The 18,675-nt window shown below is 64.5% G+C and carries 16 protein-coding genes; 11 read left to right on the forward strand and 5 right to left on the reverse strand.

Going from position 1 to position 18,675, the window contains the following annotated elements:
- Positions 1-13: 13 nt before the first annotated feature.
- Positions 14-274: a glutaredoxin family protein gene (locus ML540_RS11025; RefSeq protein ID WP_243360968.1), complete on the reverse strand. Its 261-nt coding sequence runs from the start codon at positions 272-274 to the stop codon at positions 14-16.
- A gap of 327 nt (positions 275-601) precedes the next feature.
- On the opposite strand from ML540_RS11025, the gene ML540_RS11030 reads away from it, so the two are divergent.
- Positions 602-1,813, forward strand: coding sequence for a DUF2235 domain-containing protein (locus tag ML540_RS11030; protein WP_243360970.1), 1,212 nt, complete (start codon positions 602-604; stop codon positions 1,811-1,813).
- A 74-nt stretch (positions 1,814-1,887) separates the two neighbouring features.
- Here ML540_RS11030 and ML540_RS11035 read toward each other — a convergent pair whose 3' ends face one another.
- Together ML540_RS11035 and ML540_RS11040 are read right to left on the reverse strand one after the other, a co-directional pair.
- Positions 1,888-2,277, reverse strand: a complete 390-nt coding sequence (locus ML540_RS11035) for a tautomerase family protein (RefSeq protein WP_243360972.1) — start codon at positions 2,275-2,277, stop codon at positions 1,888-1,890.
- Between the two features lie 28 nt (positions 2,278-2,305).
- Positions 2,306-2,824, reverse strand: coding sequence for a hypothetical protein (locus tag ML540_RS11040; protein WP_243360974.1), 519 nt, complete (start codon positions 2,822-2,824; stop codon positions 2,306-2,308).
- Positions 2,825-2,908: 84 nt separating this feature from the next.
- On the opposite strand from ML540_RS11040, the gene ML540_RS11045 reads away from it, so the two are divergent.
- From ML540_RS11045 to ML540_RS11065, 5 genes are read left to right on the forward strand one after another with little or no spacing between them, the layout of a single operon-like run.
- Entirely contained in the window at positions 2,909-4,117 is a 1,209-nt protein-coding gene (locus ML540_RS11045; protein WP_243360976.1) for a class I SAM-dependent rRNA methyltransferase, read from the forward strand.
- A gap of 12 nt (positions 4,118-4,129) precedes the next feature.
- Positions 4,130-4,936 (forward strand): MlaE family ABC transporter permease, encoded by an 807-nt coding sequence (locus tag ML540_RS11050; RefSeq protein WP_243360979.1) that lies wholly within the window; start codon positions 4,130-4,132, stop codon positions 4,934-4,936.
- 45 nt (positions 4,937-4,981) lie between these two features.
- A complete protein-coding gene (gene mlaD / locus ML540_RS11055; protein ID WP_243360980.1) occupies positions 4,982-5,440 on the forward strand; it encodes an outer membrane lipid asymmetry maintenance protein MlaD in 459 nt (152 codons plus the stop codon).
- The gene (locus tag ML540_RS11060) at positions 5,437-6,021 is read left to right on the forward strand and encodes an MlaC/ttg2D family ABC transporter substrate-binding protein (protein ID WP_243360982.1); all 585 of its coding nucleotides are present in this window, start codon (positions 5,437-5,439) and stop codon (positions 6,019-6,021) included. The genes mlaD and ML540_RS11060 overlap by 4 nt, the downstream gene beginning before the upstream one ends.
- Before the next feature lie 9 nt (positions 6,022-6,030).
- Positions 6,031-6,801: an MlaA family lipoprotein gene (locus tag ML540_RS11065; protein ID WP_243360985.1), complete on the forward strand. Its 771-nt coding sequence runs from the start codon at positions 6,031-6,033 to the stop codon at positions 6,799-6,801.
- 131 nt (positions 6,802-6,932) lie between these two features.
- Here the strand turns inward: ML540_RS11065 and ML540_RS11070 are convergent, their stop codons facing one another.
- Positions 6,933-8,738 carry a diguanylate cyclase domain-containing protein gene (locus ML540_RS11070; protein ID WP_243360988.1) on the reverse strand — a complete coding sequence of 602 codons (1,806 nt, stop codon included), beginning with the start codon at positions 8,736-8,738 and terminating at the stop codon, positions 6,933-6,935.
- Between the two features lie 121 nt (positions 8,739-8,859).
- On the opposite strand from ML540_RS11070, the gene ML540_RS11075 reads away from it, so the two are divergent.
- Both ML540_RS11075 and ML540_RS11080 read left to right on the forward strand, forming a co-directional pair.
- Entirely contained in the window at positions 8,860-9,309 is a 450-nt protein-coding gene (locus ML540_RS11075; RefSeq protein ID WP_243360991.1) for a hypothetical protein, read from the forward strand.
- A gap of 99 nt (positions 9,310-9,408) precedes the next feature.
- A complete protein-coding gene (locus tag ML540_RS11080) occupies positions 9,409-9,807 on the forward strand; it encodes a restriction endonuclease (RefSeq protein ID WP_243360993.1) in 399 nt (132 codons plus the stop codon).
- Between the two features lie 107 nt (positions 9,808-9,914).
- Here ML540_RS11080 and ML540_RS11085 read toward each other — a convergent pair whose 3' ends face one another.
- Entirely contained in the window at positions 9,915-11,240 is a 1,326-nt protein-coding gene (locus ML540_RS11085; protein ID WP_243360994.1) for an NAD(P)/FAD-dependent oxidoreductase, read from the reverse strand.
- A 362-nt stretch (positions 11,241-11,602) separates the two neighbouring features.
- Between ML540_RS11085 and ML540_RS11090 the strand changes: the two genes are divergently transcribed.
- From ML540_RS11090 to nifJ, 3 genes are read left to right on the forward strand one after another with little or no spacing between them, the layout of a single operon-like run.
- Positions 11,603-13,699 carry an acetate--CoA ligase family protein gene (locus tag ML540_RS11090; protein ID WP_243360996.1) on the forward strand — a complete coding sequence of 699 codons (2,097 nt, stop codon included), beginning with the start codon at positions 11,603-11,605 and terminating at the stop codon, positions 13,697-13,699.
- A 20-nt stretch (positions 13,700-13,719) separates the two neighbouring features.
- A complete protein-coding gene (locus ML540_RS11095; protein ID WP_243360999.1) occupies positions 13,720-14,787 on the forward strand; it encodes a phosphotransacetylase family protein in 1,068 nt (355 codons plus the stop codon).
- A 38-nt stretch (positions 14,788-14,825) separates the two neighbouring features.
- A complete protein-coding gene (nifJ, locus tag ML540_RS11100; protein WP_243361001.1) occupies positions 14,826-18,455 on the forward strand; it encodes a pyruvate:ferredoxin (flavodoxin) oxidoreductase in 3,630 nt (1,209 codons plus the stop codon).
- The last annotated feature ends 220 nt before the right edge of the window (positions 18,456-18,675 follow it).

Genomic DNA, 18,675 nt, shown 5'->3' on the forward strand with positions numbered 1-18,675 from the left:
GGTCGCGCGATCATCAAATGTCATATTTCTTGAGTGCGTTCTCGATATCCTCGCGAACAAAGCCCGCGAAGACTTTGTCGCCGATGACGATGGTGGGAAAGGACAGGGAAGGGTTGAGTTCGCGCAGGATGGGCATGGTTTTGTTGCGCTCCTCGGCGTACAGGCGGTCCACGAACACGTGGTCGTAGGGGACTGCGCGTTCATCCAGATATTTCTTGGCGGCGGCGCAATGATGACAGGTGGACAGGGCGTAGACCTTGATTTCAGGGGTCATGTGTTTCTCCTCGCACCTTCGATGGCCTCTCGGGGCTTTTGGGGGGTTCAACCATATACTCCCATCCCCAAGCTGAAGGTCAAGCATGAAGAGGCAATTGTGCGGACGTGGTCCGGTCTTGCCGCGCTTCGCGCACACTTCGGCCCCGGCTTTCGGAGCTCGCCCCTGGCGGAACTGCCGGCATGCGAAACCAAACTTGCGCTCAGGCTTTGACAAATAGTCGTGCAGGCAATACTAGCCACAATGACGGAAAAACAAATGATTTCGAAATATTATATATATTTATACAAGTCGCACCTCGTAAACCCGAACTGAGGGGGACACACTATGGCAAAGAAGATCATTTTCTGCGCGGATGGGACGTGGAACGGGCCGGGAGTGGACATCGACCACGACGGAAACTACGACAACACACCGACCAACGTTTGGAAGCTCTTCGATCGATTGCCGGGTGATGATATTGCGAACACGACAAGGCTGGCCGATGAGCAGGAAATCTATTTCAAATCCGCTGCCGAGGGAGATCAGGTCTCGAAATACATCCACGGCGTCGGTGACTCGCATAACCCTATCATCAAGATCCTTGGCGGGGCTGCCGGAGTGGGGATCATCCAAAGAATCGTCCGGGGTTATACCTTCATTTCCAGGCACTACGAACCCAGGGACGAGATATTCATCATCGGCTTCAGCCGGGGGGCCTATACGGCGCGGGCGCTGGCCGGACTGATCTGCGCCATGGGCGTGCTGGACACGTACGCCAATCCTATCCCCAAGGAAAAAGCGTACATCCTCGGAGCCGCGGCTTGGTATCAGTATGTTGAATCAAGGAAAAAGCCTGATTCGTCGCTTTGGGGAAGAATCCAGGACACCCTCGACATGTTCCCGAAATTCCTCACCAACACCGCCATCAGTGGCCATCTGGTCAAAGTCGATGCGATTACGGCCGTATGCGTATGGGACACGGTGGGCGCGCTTGGCATCCCCCAATACAGCATGGACCGCGAGAGAATAGACGCCTTCAAATTCGTGGACCTCACGTTGAACGGCAAGGTTCAAAACGGCCTCCACGCCGTTTCCATCGACGACAGGCGGGCAGATTTCACTCCCACGCTGTGGGACGCCAGTGCCCAGGTCAAGCAGGTCCTGTTCGCGGGGGGCCACGCGGACGTGGGCGGCGGATACCCCGACGACAACAACGAAAGCGACCTGTCAGACATCTCCCTCAACTGGATGCAGCACCAGTTGGAAGCGCTCTCGGTGAAGTTCAAGACACCTAGTGTTGAGTTCCAAAGCATCGCGAGGAAAAGCCAAGGCCCAGCTCACGATGAAACCGTAGAGAACCGCATCTGGGAAATCCTCCCTGCTGGCCGGAATTTCTCTAACAGACCGGACCTCTTTCTGCACAAGTCCGTCACGAATAGGCTGGGAATGAGCGTAAGAAGTCATCCCACGAAGTCCCCGGAGATTTACGATCCCGTAAACCTGGGAGGCTGGGTTTCCGGTGGGAAGGTTAAACCGGGCACAAAAATCGACACCTGATCCGAAACAAAAACCCAAAAAAGCGGCGTCGCCCATGGGCGACGCCGCTTGCAATATATCCCGGCTTGCCTCTCTTACACCTTCACCGCATACCCCAAATCCACCAGATCGGCCCTCTGGCCGCCCCGGATGCCCCAGTTTTCGCGGGGCTGCTCGGCCACCTGCACGAACACGTCCCCGGCCGGGACGCCGAGCTTGCCGAGGTTCTCGACGATCAGGGCGTAGAGCCGACCCTTGGCCTCGGCGCTGCGGCCCGTGAAGGCCCGGACCTCCACTAGCACGTACCGGTCGGATTTGCCCGGAGGCAGCAGCCACTCGTCCGCGGCGTAGCTGCGGATGCGGATATTGCGGTCCGGTTCGGGGATGCCGAAGGCCTCCACCAGGGCCGAGTGCACGGCGTTCATAACCGCGATTTTTTCCTCGGACCCCAGATCCCTCATGACGCTGATGTGCGTGAGCGGCACGGCCGACCTCCGGTTGTGGCTTGCGGCGCTACTGCGCCTGTTCGAGCTTCCTGGCTTCCTGTTCGGGAGTGGGGATGGCCCCTTTGGGAACGTCGGTGTTCTTGGCCGGCTGCGGCTCCCGGACGGTCTTGGCCGGGGGCGGCCCGTCGCCCGCCCTGGACGCGGCGTCCTCGCCCTGGGGCTTGCCATCTCCCGCCTTGGCCGAGGGCGAGAGCTGCACTTCCATGTCGGTCAGGCGTTTCTGAAGGGCGTTCACACCCGTCAGGAGTTCCTGGAAGTCGCGCTGGCGCTGGTTGCCGCACTCCTCAAGCTGGGAACGCTGCTCCGAGAAGCGGGCCTCGAGTTCCGACTGCACGCGCTGGGCCTCCAGGCGAATGGACATCTTCTCCTCTTCCTGGCGCTTGCGCTCGCGCAGGACGTCCTCGAGCTGGGAGCGCGTTTCGGAGAGATCCTTCTCTAGGGCGAGATACCGGGTGGCCACCAGCGTGGACAGGGCGGCGGCAGCCGCCGTGACCACGGCGAAAAGGACGAAAGCTGCGGTTTTCATGTCTGGAAATTATCCCCCAAATGTTTCATGCTCAAGGCAAAACATTGCAAACGCCGGCCGGAAGGCATAGAGGACCCCTCGCCTATGAACCTCCCCATACTCCATCTCAAGAAGCACGAGGAACGCCGCCTCATGGCCGGACACCTGTGGGTGTTCTCCAACGAAGCGGACACGGCCCTGAGCCCCCTGAACACCTTTTCCGCCGGGGACCACGTCCTGGTCATGTCGGCCAGGGGCAAGCCCCTGGGCGTGGGCTACGTGAACCCGGGCTCGCTCATCCTGGCCAGAATCTGCGACAAGAGCCCCAGGGCCCGCCTGGACCGCGACTGGCTCCACGGCCGTTTGTCCCAGGCCCTGGCCCTGCGCGAGACATTCTTCGACCAGCCCTACTACCGCATGGTCTACGGCGAGGGCGACCATCTGCCCGGCCTCGTGGTCGACCGTTACGGCGACGCTTTGAGCGTGCAACTGCTCACGGCCGGAATGGAACGCATGCGCGAGGACGTCCTGGACGTCCTGGACGAGTTGGTCAAGCCGTCCTCCATCCTGCTCAAGGGCGACGTGCGCTCCCGCCAGCTCGAGGGGCTGCCGCTCGAGGTGGAGGCCGTTCACGGCACCCCTCCCTCGGAAGTAGACGTGCCCGAAGGCCCCGGACGTTACCGGGCCAGCCTGGCCACCGGCCAAAAGACCGGCTGGTTCTTCGACCAGCGTCCCAACCGCCTGGGTATCATGCCCCTGTGCTCCGGCAAGCGCGTGCTGGACGTGTTCAGCTACGTGGGCGCCCTGGGCGTGGGCGCGGCCCTGTCCGGCGCCGACGCGGCAGTCTGCGTGGACGCATCCCAGGCGGCCGTGGACCACGTGACCCAGAACGCCGAGCTGAACGGCGTCGCGGACCGCGTGAGCGCCGTCAAGGGCGACGCGGCCGAAGTGCTCGAGGAGTTCGCCCGCGAGGGCAGGCGCTTCGACGTGGTCAGCGTGGACCCGCCCGCCTTCGTCAAGCGCAAGAAGGACCTGGAAAACGCCATGGGCGCCTACCACAAGATCAACAAGCTGGCCGGGCGGCTCGTTACGCCGGGCGGATTTCTGCTCACGGCCTCCTGCTCGCAGCATCTCGAGGCCGGACAGTTCCAGCGCCTCGTGGCCTCGGCCCTCTCGGGGCGCAAGCGCGCCCAGCTCATCCGGCGCGGCGGACAGGGACCGGACCATCCGATCCATCCGTCCATGCCCGAAACCGACTATCTGAAATCGCTGCTTTTCCGGGTAAACGCTTCACAAAACCCGGAAAACGATTAATATACGCAAATCATGGCTAACGCCTTGGACGTGCTGCTCGGCCCCGTCGCGAACCTGGGGCGCTCCTTCCTGGGAACCGTGCTCGGGCTCGGTTCCTTTTTCGTGTTCACCTGCCGGGGGCTGATCCACATGTTCAGCCTGCCCCTGCAGTGGGCCAAGGCCGTGCAGCAGGTGTACTTCATCGGGGTGAAATCCGTGGCGGTGATCGCTCTGATCGGGCTGTTCACGGGCATGGTGCTGGGGCTTCAGGGCTACTACACCCTGGTGAAGTTCGGAGCGGAAGGGCTCCTGGGGGCGGCCGTCGCGCTGTCGGTCATCCGCGAACTGGGACCGGTTCTGACGGCCATCATGATCACCGGCCGGGCCGGTTCGTCCATGGCGGCGGAACTCGGCATCATGCGCATCTCGGAGCAGATCGACGCCCTCGACGCCATGGACGTCGACCCCGTGCGCTACCTGGTGGGTCCCCGCCTGGTCGCATCGCTCATCTGCTTTCCGCTGCTCACGGCCATGTTCGACGTCATCGCCCTGCTTGGCGGCTACCTGACGGGCGTGATGATGCTCGGCGTGAGCCCGGGCATCTACTGGGCGCGCATCCACGACAGCGTGGTGCTGCGCGACGTGAACGGCGGTTTCTCCAAGTCCCTGGTGTTCGCCCTGCTGGTGGCCGCGGTGTGCTGCTACGAGGGATTCTACGCCCACAGGCGTCCGGGAGTGTACGGGGCCAAGGGCGTGGGGCTGTCCACCACGTCGGCCGTGGTGACGTCGTGCGTGTGCATCCTGGCCTCGGACTACGCCCTGACGTCGTTCCTGCTTTAGCTATGAGTTGCATTCCCCGGTGATGAGGCATACTGCGTGGACACAATGAAGAATCGTTCCGTGGAATTGGCGGCCGGACTGTTCGTTCTGGCCGGGCTTTTGTGCGCGGCCTACCTCACGGTGAGGCTCGGCAAGCTCGAAGTGCTCGGTGGCGACAGCTACGAGATCAAGGCCCGCTTCATCGACGTGACCGGCCTCAAGGAAGGCGCGGGAGTGGAGCTGGCCGGGGTGCGCGTGGGACGGGTGGAGTCCATCGGGCTCTCGCCCGACAAGCACGCCATCGTGACCATGCTCATCGAGAAAGGCGTGAAAGTGACCGACGACGCCATCGTGTCCGTGAAGACCAGCGGGCTCATCGGCGACAAATACCTGAAGATCACCCCCGGCGGCGCCGGAGACCCCCTGGCGCCAGGCGGACTGCTCACCGACACGGAATCTTCCGTGGACATCCAGGAACTCATCGGCAAGTACGTTTTCGGCGGAGTGAAGGAGGAGAAGAAATGACGGCGCGTGCCCTGAACGTGCTTTTTCTGGTTTTGCTTCTTTCCGGCTGGTCTCACGCAGCCCAGGCCGGACAGGCTCGCGACACCCTCAAGGCCAGCGTGGACGAAGTGCTGTCCGTGCTCTCCAGCACCAAATCCGGCGACCCTGCCCGCACGGAAAAGCTCCAGGCGGCGGTGAGCAAGGTTTTCGACCCCGAGGAACTGGCCAGGCGCACCCTGGCAGCCAACTGGGAAGCCTTCAATCCGGACGAACGCCAGCGTTTCACCAAGGCGTTCGTGAGGCTTCTGGAGCACACCTACCTGCGCCGCATCGAAGCCTACACCGACGAGAAGGTGGTGTTCATGGACGAGTCGGTGCTGGGTGAAGGCCGTTCGGAAGTGAGCACCAAGATCGTCACCTCCAGCAAGGAGGTGCCCATAGTGTACAGGCTCATCAAGAAGAACGACTGGAAGGTCTACGACGTGGTCATCGAGGGTGTCAGCCTCGTGCAGAACTACCGCAACCAGTTCAACCAGATTCTGGCCAAGGAAAGTCCCGCCCAGCTCATCGGCAGGGTTGAAACCATGGGCTCGGCCAGCTAAGGTACGTTCATGAAATCATCCAGCCGCCGCCTCGTCCTGGTTCTCTCCCTCCTGCTGGCCTTGTGCGCCGCGGCCGGGTGCGCCTCCAAGAAAGCCGCCCAGGCTCCTCTCGACCCCGAGGACGCCCCCCTGCCCCAGATCGCCGATCCGCTTGAGCCATGGAACCGTTTCTGGTTCGGGTTCAACGACGTGTTCTACATGGGCCTGGGCAAGCCCTTCAGCCGGGCCTACACCACCGTGCTGCCCAAGTACGCCCGGGACCGCATCGAGAACGCCTATTCGAACTTCCTCTTTCCGGCCCGTTTCGTGAACGCCATCCTGCAGCTGCGCCCGGACAAGGCCTCGCGGGAGCTGGGACGCTTCATCGTCAACTCCACCTTCGGCCTGGGCGGCCTCTACGACCTGGCCGCCACCAAGCCCGGCATGGGGCCGCAGACCCTGGACTTCGGCCAGACGCTGGGCGTGTGGGGCGTGGGGCACGGCTTCTACCTGGTGCTGCCCATCCTCGGGCCGTCGTCCCTGCGCGACGGCGTGGGCCTGGCTTTCGACGCCACCGCCCAGCCCACCACGTTCCTCCCCGAAGCGCCCTACCTGCTCACCCTGGCCATCAGCGGCGCCGGCAGAATAAACCGCATCCCCGAGACTCTGGATGTCTACGAGGAGCTCAAGCGCTCGGCCGTGGAGCCCTACAGCGCCGCCCGGGACGCCTATGTCCAGATGCGCGCCAAGATTCTTGAGGACGCCATCAGGGACGCCTGGGTGCGGACCCACAGTCAGTAGGGATACAGCGAAGCGTTCTTCCGGTACGACTGGTGCCGGACTGGACGGACGAAGCCGCCCTACCGGACGGCCTGTCTGGATTATGTGCGCGGATGCCTTACCGGACGGCCTGAGCTGGGCCGTATGCTCCGTCAGGGATGACGGAAGCTCTGTCCGTCCCGGCCCTCGCCCGCGAAGCGGTAGGTGTTGCGGCCGGCTTCCTTGGCCCTGTACATGGCCGCGTCCGCCCTCTGGATCAGCGACTTGGCGTCCGCCCCGTCCCAAGGGTACAGGGCCAGGCCGATGCTGGTGCTCACCACGATCTCCCGACCCGCCAGCACCCGAGGCTCCCATACGGCCTTGAGCATCTTGGAGGCCACGGAGGCGGCTCCCTCCGGCGTTTTCACCTCCGGCAGCACGATCAAAAATTCGTCGCCGCCCATGCGCCCCACCGTGTCCGATTTCCTGAGAAGCCCCGCGATCCTGGCTCCGATGGCCTTGAGCAACTCGTCGCCCACGTTGTGCCCCAGGCTGTCGTTGATGGCCTTGAACCCGTCCAGGTCCAGGAGCATCACCGCCAGCAGGCAGGCGCGGCGCTTGGCCTGGGCCAGGCCCTGCTCCAGCCTGTCGGCCACCAACAGGCGGTTGGGCAGGCCGGTCAAGGCGTCGTGGTAGGCCATGTGACGGATGGTGTTCTCGGCGCTGCGCCGCTCGGTCACGTCGCGCATCATGAAGACGTAGCCGTCCGGCTTCCCGGCGGGTCCGGCGATGCCGCTGACCTGGCCGTCGATGTATTTACCCGCCCCGCCGCCGAGGCGCGTGGAAAACGCGTGGGAATTGCCCTTGCGCACATGGGACAGGACGCGCCTGATCCGGCTGGCCGGAACGCCGAGGCTCTTGTGGAATTCGATGATGTCCCGGCCGATGACGTCGCCCTCGATCACGCCGAACATGTCCTGGGCGGACTGGTTGATGAAGGCGATGACGCCTCCTTCCGTGGCCGCGATGCCCAGGTCCATCGAGGAATTCAGTATGGTGTCCAGGTAGACCGACTTCCTGGCCGCTTCCATGACCGCCTCGCGCAGAAGCTCGTCCTTTTCGCGGATGACATCCTTGAGCATCTCCACGTAGCGGGCCTCCAGGCCCTTGACGATGTCGGACTGGGTGAGGATTCCCTCGACCTTGCCGTCCTCGCCCGTCACCAGGAGCCGGCGGACATTCATGTCCCCCATCATGGTCGCCGCCGTGTGCACCGGCGTGTCGCCTGTGATGGTGATGACCGGGCTGGACATGACCTGGGCCAGGGTGGTTCCGTCGAGATCGCCGCTCCCCGACACCGCCGCCACCATGTCGCGCTCTGAGAAGATGCCCGCCGGAACCCCGTCTTCCATGGCCACCACGCAGCTGTAGGGGCCGAGCACCATGAGGTCCAGCGTGTCACGCAGGTTCAGGCGGCTCGGCAGGCTGGCCACGTTTCGGATCATGATCTGCGAGACCCGTTTGATCTCCACGAAATATTCCACACCCAGATTGCGGATCATGTTGGTCTGCGTGACCATACCCATGGCCCGACCGCAGGAATCCACCACCACAAGATGGCGGATGCCCTCGCTCAGGAGCAACGAAAACGCCTGATGAATGGGCATGTCCTCGGGCGCGGTGAGCACCGGGCTCGTCATCACCTGGCTGATCTTGAGATTTTGCAGCGACGCGCCATGTTCGGCCGCAGCCCGGATGACCCCGCGCTCGGTGAGGATGCCCACGGGCTTGCCGCGTGTGAGGACCACCACCGAACTGATGCGCTGCCCGCTCATGCACTCCAGAGCCTTGCTCATGCAGGCTCCGGCGGAAACACCCACCACGCCGGGCGTGAGGATGTCGCGCAACACGGTACGGACCGGCTGCACCTTGCCGGATGCGCCGCCGGGCGTGTCGAGAGATACGGTTGGCATGTCCATGATCGGTCGTAATACTGCCATAGCTTCGCAGGTACAGCAACCGCGCCCGCGTGCGGCCTCCCGGTCTGGACAGCCGCGCCCCCTTGTTGCATGAGGGGGCAAACGTTCCACCGGAGTCACCATGCGTCCCAAGTTCCTGACCTGCCTCGCGGCGGCGGCGCTCATCCTCACCGGACAGATGCTCCTGGCCCAGAGCAGGCCCAACAACGCCACTCCCGAACTCAACCGCGACCAGGACGACAACGTGCCTGACATCATCCAATATATCGTCCAGCAGCGCAGGCAATGGGATTTCGATTATGACAGCCCCGAGGCCCGAGCCTTCTCCCAGCTCCTCAATTTCGGAACCAAACCCTGCCGAGTGATAGAGGGACGCGTCATCCCCGATCTGCTCGGCGACGCCTTCGACGCCGAGTGCCGCTGCATGGACGGCAGCGTCCGCCTGCTCAATTACGACGATAGGCGCGATTTCACGCAGCGCCTGGCCATCGACCATGTCTACTATGAACTTCCTGAAATATATGTAAAAAAGCCTGACGACGACGTACTGGGCGTTTTCCGGTCCAAATAGGGCGGCCTTGCCTTTTGCGCCGGGAAAGGACACACGGGCGAAAACGCGGGCGGCCCCGAACGGGCCCCCAAAGGCCAACGCCACAAGGCAGGTTTCGACATGAGCACCACCATCATCAGGAAACTGAGCGCGTCCGAGTCGGTCCGCAAGTTCTGCGTGTCCTGCATGGGCGGATCCTACGTGCTGGTGTCGGAGTGCCCGGACACGGCCTGCCCCCTGCACGCCTACAGGCTCGGTCCCGCCCCGGAGCAGACGAGGCCCCCGGTGCGGGCCATCCGCCGCCAGTGCCTGGCCTGCTGTTGCGGCGGCCGGGATCGCGTGCGCGCCTGCGCCGCCTCCCCGACCTGCAAGGAGCCCTACGAGCCGTGCTGGCTCTGGCGCTACCGCCTGGGATCGCGCCCCGAGATATTCGAACGCCGCAAGCGCAAGGCCAAGCGCACCCTGCTCACCCTGCCGGGGCTCTCCCTGGACAAGCCCGCCGGTTCCCCGGCCGCCTGAAGCGCGGCGCGGCGCGACGAGCCCGTTTCGCCGGGATCGCCGGGCGTTCCGCCCGGCAAAAGAAGCTCCTCCCAGTCCGTGATTTGCGGCCGCTCCCCCTGGCCCGTTCAGATTCCCCCGCCGTCGCCTTCCGGCCGGGCCGCGTCCCTCTCGAATCCGGCGCTGGAGCGCCTGTCGGCCATGCACGGCACGATGAGCCGCACCGCCCGCTCGAAGAAGAAATAGTCCCAGGCCCAGTTGATGAGCACCGCCAGGCGGTTGCGGAAGCCGATGAGCATGAGCAGGTGCACGAACAGCCAGGCCGCCCAGGCGGTGTAGCCTGTAAAGCTCACTTTCCCGAAGGTGGTCACGGCGGCGGCGCGCCCGATGGTGGCCATGACGCCCTTGTCGAAATAGCGGAAGGCCTTGAGTTTTTTCCCGGCCAGCAGGCGCTTCGCATTCACCGCCGCCAGCTTCCCCTGCTGCATGGCCACCGGAGCCAGCATGGGCAGCGCCCCGCCCGGCCCCTCGAAGTGGGCCATGTCCCCGATGACGAAGATGGAAGGGTCGCTGCGCGACTGCAGGGTCTCGCCCACGAAAATCCTGCCGCCCGGCCCCGTGTCCAGCCCCAGGTTCGCGGCCACGGCCGGACCGCGCACGCCGGCGGTCCAGACCACGGTGCGTGTGGCCAGCGCGCTGCCGTCCTCCATGAGCACGGCCTCGGGGGCCACGCGGCTCACCTGGGCTCCCAGGTGGACCTCCACGCCCTTGCGGCCCAGCTTGTTCAGCGCGTACTCGCGGAGCGCCTGCGGGAAGGGCGCCAGGATGGCCTGTCCGGCCTCCAGGAGCACCACCCGGGCCTGGCTCAGGTTGAGCAGCGGGAAGTCCTCGGCCAGGGGGCCGCGGATGAGTTCCGCCAGGGCGCCGGCGTACTCCACTCCCGTGGGGCCGCCCCCGGCCACGACGAAGGTGAGCAGTTCGCGCTGCCTGGAGGGGTCGCTCGTCTGCGACGCCTCCTCGAACAGGCTCATGATATGGTTGCGAAGCCCGATGCCCTCCTCCAGCGACTTGAGTCCGAAGCAGTTGCGGGCCGCGCCGGGTATGCCGAAGAAGTTGGTCTCGCTGCCGAGCGACAAGATGAGGCAGTCGTAGGGAATCTCCGGCCCGTCTGTGATGAGCCTCCGGCGCTGCCTGTCGATGCCCCGGATCTCGGCCATGGCGAAGCGGGTGTCGCGCTTGCGCCGGAAGATGCCGCGAACGGGGTAGGCGATCTGGCCCGGCTCAAGCTCCGCCGCCGCCACCTGGTAGAGGAGCGGCAGGAAGGTGTGGAAGTTGCGCTTGTCCACCACCAGGACGTCCAGGCCCGAGCCGGAAAGCTTGCGCGCGGCCCATATGCCTCCGAACCCCGCCCCGGCGATGACCACCCGCCCCCGGCGGCCCGAATGTGCGTCCATATCCATTCGAACTCCTTGATATATCGTTTCGGGATGCGTTTGCGTCCTTTCAGCGATCCGATTGACGCCTGTGTCACTTTAAGGCATATACTCCATTCATGCCTGCCCGTCACTGTCCGGACATCCGGACGGTTTGAGCCTCCCACGCCGTCCGATTAACCGGACACGCTCCGTCAATCCGGAGGACCGGACACATTCTATGTAGTTAACATATTGTTTTTACGACACTAACGGCGTTGGAACGGAAGTTGTAAAGGTATTCGGATGGCCGACGAAGACGGCAGGGCGCACAGCCCGTCCGTTTTCGTGAAACTGGATGGAACCGCCGGGCATGGGCTCCGGTTTCCCATATTGGAGTAAGAATGCACCTTGACGCGCTGTTCAGCCCGAAAACCGTGGCCGTTGTTGGCGCATCCAGGACTTCAGGAAAGATTGGGCACACCATTCTGAAAAACATGATCGAGGCCGGCTACGAGGGGGAACTCTTCCCCGTCAACCCCAAAGCCGACTCCATCCTCGGCCTCAAGTCCTACAAGGACATCTCCCTGCTCCCCTCCCCCCTGGACCTGGCCGTGCTGGCCGTGCCCCGCGACGCCGTGGTTCCCTCGCTCAAGGCCCTCCTGCCCCACAGGCTGCGCGCGGCGGTGATCGTCTCCGCCGGCTACCGCGAATCCGGCAAGGAGGGGTGGAAGATCGAAGGCGAAGTGGCGCGCATCTGCCGCGACAACGACATAGCCCTCATCGGCCCCAACTGCCTGGGCGTTCTCTCGACGGCCGACAAGGTCAACGCGTCCTTCGCGCCGGGATTCCCGGGCAAGGGCAACATCGCCTTCTTCTCCCAGTCCGGGGCCTTGTGCTCCGCCATCCTGGACTGGGCCATCGGCGAGTCCATCGGCTTTTCCAAGTTCGTGAGTCTGGGCAACAAGGCCGTGGTGGACGAGACCCATATGCTCTACGCCCTGGCCCAGGACCCCGAGACCAAGGTGGTGCTCGGCTACGTGGAGAACGTGGAGCACGGCGAGGCGTTTTTGCGCATGGCCCGCAAGATCACCCGGGAAAAGCCCGTGATCATGTTGAAGGGCGGCGTCACCGCGGCCGGAGCCAAGGCCGCGTCCTCGCACACCGGCTCGATGGTTGGCTCGGAGCACGCCTACGAGGCGGCCTTCAGCCAGACAGGCATCCTGCGCGCCCACACCGTCTCCGAAATGTTCGACCTGGCCCAGGCATTCTCCATGCAGCCCCTGCCCCAGGGACCGCGGCTGGCCATCGTCACCAACGCGGGCGGACCGGCCATCCTGGCCGCCGACGCAGCCGAGAAGTCGCTCTTGACCATGGCCCCGCTCTCGGCCGCCACCGTGGAGACCCTCAAGGCGGACCTTCCGGCCACCGCGGGCATCTACAACCCCGTGGACATCCTGGCCGACGCGGACAAAACCCGCCTCCTGAGCGCCGTCACCGTGCTCCTGAACGATCCGCTGGTGGACAGCCTCATGGTGCTCATCGCCCCCACGGCCTTCACCGATCCCGAAAAGATGGCCCAGGCCGTGGTCGAGGTCGCCTCCAAGACGCTCAAGCCGGTGATGTGCTGCTTCATGGGCAAGACCCGCATGGAGCCGGGCGTGAAGCTCCTCAAGCAGGCGAACATCCCCTGCTACGCCTTCCCGGAGCAGGCCGTGCACAGCCTGGAGGCCATGTACCGCTACGGCGTGCGCAAGTCCCGCCCCTCGCCGGTCATGGCCAGCGTGGAGGGCCGCAAGGACGTGGTGCGCCGGGTCATCAAGGAAGCCCGCGCCCAGGGCATGACCGAGATTCCCGAGCAGATGGCCCAGGAGATCCTCAAGGCATACGACCTCCCGGCCGCCCGCGCCGCCCTGGCCAGGACATCCGACGAGGCCCTGGCCGTGGCCGCCAAAATCGGCTACCCCGTGGTGTGCAAGGTGGCCTCGCCCCAGATCGCCCACAAGGCCGACGCCGGGGCCGTGGCCGTGGGCGTCACCACCCCCGAGGAACTGCGCAGCGCGTTCCTGGAGATCACCGGGCACGTGAAGATCACCCGGCCGGACGCCCACGTGTCCGGCTGCATGATCCAGGAGCAGGCCCCCGACAACATGAAGGAAGTGGTCATCGGCTTTCGTCGCGACGACCATTTCGGACCGCTCTTGCGCTTCGGCCTGAGCGGAATTTATGTTGACGTTCTGGGAGACATTTCGTACCGGCTGGCTCCAGTATCCATACACGACGCCCGCCAGCTGATCCGAGGCATCGACTCCTACATGCTCCTGAAAGGGGTTAGGGGGGAGCCGCCCGCGAACATTGAAGCGCTCGAAGACATCGTCATCCGACTCTCCCAACTGGCGATGGACTTCCCCGAGATTTTCGAGGCCGAATTAGGTCCTGTCCTTGTCAACAACGAGCGCGCCGTCGTCGCTGACACGCGCCTGATGCTGCTGCCGCAGTAGCCAAGGGAGAATCCTCGCTCATGCCAGGCCTGTACATTGGATCCACCGCGCCCTATTCGGGCAAGAATACCCTCTGCCTGGGGCTTGGCCTCAAGTTCCGCAAGGAGGGGCTCTCCGTGGGCTACTTCAAGCCCGTGGGAGCGCAAGCGGCCAAGGTCGGCAACGCCTGGGGAGATCTGGACGCCGTGGCCATCAGCGAGGCCCTGGGCCAGGACATCGCCCCGGACACTGCCACCCCGGTCCTGGTCACCCAGGACTTCATGCACAAGGTTTTCGCCCAAGGTCCCTGCCAGGACCGCACCAGCGACATCATCGCCGCATACAAGAAGATTTCCAAGGGCAAGGACGTCACCCTGGTGGGCGGCTCCGGGGGGTTCCTCACCTCCGGGCTCTACGCCTGCCTGGACGGGGCCAGCGTAGCCAAGGCCCTGGACGTGCCCGTGGTCATCGTGGACCGCTGCACCCATGAGATGAACTACGACATCCTCCTGGCCATCAAGGAGCAGATGGGCGACAAGATGATCGGATGCGTGCTCTCCGACGTCTCCGGCGGCTACCTCGAGGAAGTCAACTCCGTGCTGGCCCCCTTCCTGGCCCGGCGCGGAGTGAAGGTACTGGGCATCATCCCCCACGACCGGGTGCTTGGAGCCGTCTCGGTGAACGTCCTGGCCGAGCGCCTGGGCGGCAAGATCATCTCCAGCGCCCACAAGGCCGACGTGGTGGCGGAATCGTTCCTCATCGGCACCATGCAGGTGGAGAACTTCCTGGCCTATTTCCGCAAGCACCCCAAGGCCGCGGTCATCGTGGGCGGCGACCGCTCCGATTTGCAGCTGGTGGCCATCGAGGGGCGTTGCGCCTGCCTGATCCTCACCGGCAACCTCTACCCCAACGACATCATCCTGGCCCGGGCGGAGAACGCCGAGGTGCCCATTATGGTGGTGCGCGAGGACACCTACTCGGTGGCCCGGCGCATGGAAGCGCTGCTCGCCCGTCACAAGCTGCGCGATCCCGGCAAATTTCAACAAGCATCCCAACTGGTGGCGGCCAACCTCGACGTTGCGGCCATCAGGCAGGGTCTTGGGCTCTAACCAACCCCACATACATACAGTAGAAAGGAAACAAGGAAATGGCACAGAAACTGATCAAGACCGTGGACGGCAACACCGCCACTTCTTGGGTGGCGTACGCCCTCTCCGAGTGCGCGGCCATCTACCCCATCACTCCTTCGTCCAACATGGGTGAAATGGTCGACGAGTGGGCTTCCCAGGGCATGAAGAACATCTTCGGTCAGACCCTCAAGGTCCGGGAGATGCAAAGCGAGGCCGGCGCCGCCGGCGCGGTCCACGGCTGCCTGGCCGCCGGCGCCCTGACCAGCACCTACACCTGCTCCCAGGGCCTGCTGCTGATGATCCCTAACATGTACAAGATCGCCGGCGAGCTGCTGCCCGGCGTCTTCCACGTGTCCGCCCGCGCCGTGGCCGCCCACGCCCTGTCCATCTTCGGCGACCACCAGGACGTCATGGCCTGCCGCCAGACCGGCTTCGCCATGCTGGCCGGCTGCTCCGTCCAGGAAGCCCACGACATGGCCCTGGTGGCGCACCTGTCCGCCATCGAGTCCAGCGTCCCCTTCCTGCACTTCTTCGACGGCTTCCGCACCTCCCACGAGATCCAGAAGATCGAGGTGCTCGAGTTCTCCGAGATCGCCAAGATGGTGAACATGGACAAGGTGGCCGAGTTCCGCGCCAAGTCCATGAACTCCGAGCATCCGAACATCCGCGGCACCGCCCAGAACCCGGACATCTACTTCCAGGGCCGCGAAGCCGCCAACAAGTACTACCAGGCCGTGCCGGGCATCGTGAAGGAGGCCATGAAGAAGGTTTCGGCCGCCACCGGCCGCTCCTACGGGCTCATTGAATACTACGGCGCTCCCGACGCCGAGCGCGTCATCGTGGCCATGGGTTCTTCCTGCGAAGCCGTCAAGGAAGTCATCGACGCCTGCAAGGGCGAGAAGATCGGCCTGGTCACGGTGCGCCTCTTCCGCCCCTGGTGCGCGCAGGACTTCCTGGCCGCCCTGCCCAAGTCCGCCAAGGTCATCACCGTGCTCGACCGCACCAAGGAAGCCGGTTCCCAGTACGAGCCCCTGTACCTTGACGTGGCCACCACCCTGCGCGACGCAGGCAACAACGCCACCCTGCTGGGCGGCCGCTACGGCCTGGGCTCCAAGGAGTTCACCCCGGCCATGGTCAAGGCCGTGTTCGACAACATGGGCGCCGCCAAGAAGAACCACTTCACCGTGGGTATCGAGGACGACGTCACCGGCACCTCCCTGGCCGTGCCCGCCTTCGCCGACACCACCCCCGCCGGCACCGTGCAGTGCATGTTCTGGGGCCTGGGCGCCGACGGCACCGTGGGCGCGAACAAGGAAGCCATCAAGATCATCGGCGACAACACCGACATGTACGCCCAGGGCTACTTCTCCTACGACTCCAAGAAGTCCGGCGGCATCACGGTTTCCCACCTGCGCTTCGGCAAGGAGCCCATCCGCTCCACCTACCTGGTCAACGCCGCCGACTACGTGGCCGTGCACAAGGCCAACTACGTCACCCTGTACGACGTGCTGGCCGGAAGCAAGGAAGGCGGCACCTTCGTGCTGAACTCCAACTGGTCCCTGGCCGACATGGAGACCGAGCTGCCCGGAAAGGTGAAGGCCGCCATCGCCAAGAAGAAGCTCAAGTTCTACAACATCGACGCCGTGAAGATCGCCCAGGGCGTGGGCCTCGGCGGCCGCATCAACATGATCATGCAGACCGCCTTCTTCAAGCTGGCGGGCGTGCTGCCCTTCGAAAAGGCCGTGGAACTGCTGAAGAAGTCCATCCACAAGGCCTATGGCAAGAAAGGCGAGAAGATCGTCCAGATGAACATCGACGCGGTCGACCAGGCCGTGGCCGCCCTCGTGGAAGTGAAGTACCCCGCCTCCTGGGCCGATGCCAAGGACGTGGCCAAGTCCGCCGAGAAGCTGCCCGACTACGTGGCCAAGATCGCCAAGCCGGTCCTGGCCCAGCAGGGCGACGCCCTGCCGGTGTCGCTGTTCGACCCCTCCGGCACCATGCCCGTGTCCACCTCGCAGTACGAGAAGCGCGCCGTGGCCATCAACGTGCCCGAGTGGATCAAGGAAAACTGCATCCAGTGCAACCAGTGCGCCTTCGTCTGCCCCCACTCCGCCATCGTGTCCACCGTGCTGACCGATGCCGAGAAGGCCAAGGCTCCCGCCACCTATGAGACCCTTCCCGCCCAGGGCAAGGAACTCAAGGGCATGGCCTTCCGCATCCAGATTAACACCGAGGACTGCCTGGGCTGCGGCAACTGCGCCGACATCTGCCCCTCCAAGAAGAAGGCCCTGGAGATGAAGCCCATCGAGACCCAGCTGGCCACCCAGGTCCCGAACTTCAAGTTCTGCCAGACCGTGTCCTGGAAGGACGGCCTCATGAAACGCGATTCCGTGAAGGGCTCCCAGTTCTACCAGCCCCTCATGGAATTCTCCGGCGCCTGCTCGGGCTGCGGCGAAACCCCGTACGTGCGCGTGCTCACCCAGATGTTCGGCGAGCGCATGGTCATCGCCAACGCCACCGGCTGCTCCTCCATCTGGGGCGCCTCGGCTCCCACCACCCCGTACTGCCAGAACAAGGACGGACACGGCCCGGCCTGGGGCAACTCCCTGTTCGAGGACGCCGCCGAGTTCGGCTACGGCATCGGCATGGGCGTCACCCAGCGCCGTGAGCTCCTGAAGGACAAGGTCAAGGCGGCCGCCGCCGAGGCCGACGGCGACCTCAAGGCCGCCCTGGAAGCCTGGTCCTGCGACCCCGACGACGCGGACAAGTCCGCCCTGTTCGGCGGCCAGATCAAGAAGCTGCTGGCAGCCAAGTCCTCCAAGTCCGACGCCCTCAAGGCCGTTGAGACCGACGCCGACCTGTTGGTCAAGAAGTCGATCTGGTGCTTCGGCGGTGACGGATGGGCCTACGACATCGGCTTCGGCGGCCTGGACCACGTGATCGCCTCCGGCGAGAACGTGAACATCCTGGTCATGGACACCGAGGTGTACTCCAACACCGGCGGCCAGTCCTCCAAGTCCACCCCCACCGGCGCCATCGCCAAGTTCGCGGCGGCCGGCAAGCGTACCCGCAAGAAGGACCTGGCGCGCATCGCCATGACCTACGGCAACGTGTACGTGGCCACCGTGTCCATGGGCTACAACAAGCAGCAGATGATCAAGGCGTTCGCCGAGGCCGAGGCCTACCCCGGCCCCTCCATCATCCTGGCCTACGCTCCCTGCATCAACCAGGGCCTGAAGCGCGGCATGGGCAAGACCCAGGAGCAGGAAAAGCTGGCCACCGCCTCCGGCTACTGGCCGCTGTTCCGCTACAACCCCACCCTGATCGCCGAGGGCAAGAACCCCATGGTGATCGACTCCAAGGCCCCTGACGGAACCGTTCTCGACTTCGTCATGAGCGAGAACCGCTTCGCCGCCCTGGACAAGATGATGCCCGAGCAGGCCAAGAAGCTGCGCATCGAGCTGGAGTCCGACGTCACAGACCGCTGGAAGCAGCTGTGCGTCCTGGCCGGCGTCGATCCCAACGGCAACGGCGAGAAGGCCAAGGCCAGCGCCCCGGCCAATACCGAGTCCTGCACCCTGAGCGACACAGCCGAGCACACCAGCACCGCTGGCGAGCCCTGCGACGACGGCCGCGCCGGCAAATAGACGAGTGAAAAAACGTCCCCGGAACAGGTGAAAACCTGTTCCGGGGATTGACGAAATTGGTTATGGTGTTCTCGGCGGGAAGCACAGCCCGCCGAGACAAAAGAAACGGCCCACGGGCCGCCCGGCGGAAACCCCTCGCGGCATCGCCCCACCACACCCCGCCCTAAAAGCCGCGAGCCTCACCACGCTGCCCACAACCGCCGGGCGGCCCTACCGTGCG

The sequence above is a fragment of the Fundidesulfovibrio terrae genome (genome assembly GCF_022808915.1).
Taxonomy (GTDB): domain Bacteria; phylum Desulfobacterota; class Desulfovibrionia; order Desulfovibrionales; family Desulfovibrionaceae; genus Fundidesulfovibrio; species Fundidesulfovibrio terrae.

Excerpts from the sequence above, each read along its gene's own strand:
- ML540_RS11040 (WP_243360974.1), bottom strand. The coding sequence starts at position 2,824 with ATGAAAACCGCAGCTTTCGTCCTTTTCGCCGTGGTCACGGCGGCTGCC.
- ML540_RS11025 (WP_243360968.1), bottom strand. The coding sequence starts at position 274 with ATGACCCCTGAAATCAAGGTCTACGCCCTGTCCACCTGTCATCATTGC.
- ML540_RS11050 (WP_243360979.1), top strand. The coding sequence starts at position 4,130 with ATGGCTAACGCCTTGGACGTGCTGCTCGGCCCCGTCGCGAACCTGGGG.
- ML540_RS11070 (WP_243360988.1), bottom strand. The coding sequence starts at position 8,738 with ATGGACATGCCAACCGTATCTCTCGACACGCCCGGCGGCGCATCCGGC.
- ML540_RS11075 (WP_243360991.1), top strand. The coding sequence starts at position 8,860 with ATGCGTCCCAAGTTCCTGACCTGCCTCGCGGCGGCGGCGCTCATCCTC.
- ML540_RS11030 (WP_243360970.1), top strand. The coding sequence starts at position 602 with ATGGCAAAGAAGATCATTTTCTGCGCGGATGGGACGTGGAACGGGCCG.
- ML540_RS11090 (WP_243360996.1), top strand. The coding sequence starts at position 11,603 with ATGCACCTTGACGCGCTGTTCAGCCCGAAAACCGTGGCCGTTGTTGGC.
- ML540_RS11080 (WP_243360993.1), top strand. The coding sequence starts at position 9,409 with ATGAGCACCACCATCATCAGGAAACTGAGCGCGTCCGAGTCGGTCCGC.
- ML540_RS11095 (WP_243360999.1), top strand. The coding sequence starts at position 13,720 with ATGCCAGGCCTGTACATTGGATCCACCGCGCCCTATTCGGGCAAGAAT.
- ML540_RS11060 (WP_243360982.1), top strand. The coding sequence starts at position 5,437 with ATGACGGCGCGTGCCCTGAACGTGCTTTTTCTGGTTTTGCTTCTTTCC.
- ML540_RS11065 (WP_243360985.1), top strand. The coding sequence starts at position 6,031 with ATGAAATCATCCAGCCGCCGCCTCGTCCTGGTTCTCTCCCTCCTGCTG.
- ML540_RS11085 (WP_243360994.1), bottom strand. The coding sequence starts at position 11,240 with ATGGACGCACATTCGGGCCGCCGGGGGCGGGTGGTCATCGCCGGGGCG.
- ML540_RS11045 (WP_243360976.1), top strand. The coding sequence starts at position 2,909 with ATGAACCTCCCCATACTCCATCTCAAGAAGCACGAGGAACGCCGCCTC.
- mlaD (WP_243360980.1), top strand. The coding sequence starts at position 4,982 with ATGAAGAATCGTTCCGTGGAATTGGCGGCCGGACTGTTCGTTCTGGCC.
- nifJ (WP_243361001.1), top strand. The coding sequence starts at position 14,826 with ATGGCACAGAAACTGATCAAGACCGTGGACGGCAACACCGCCACTTCT.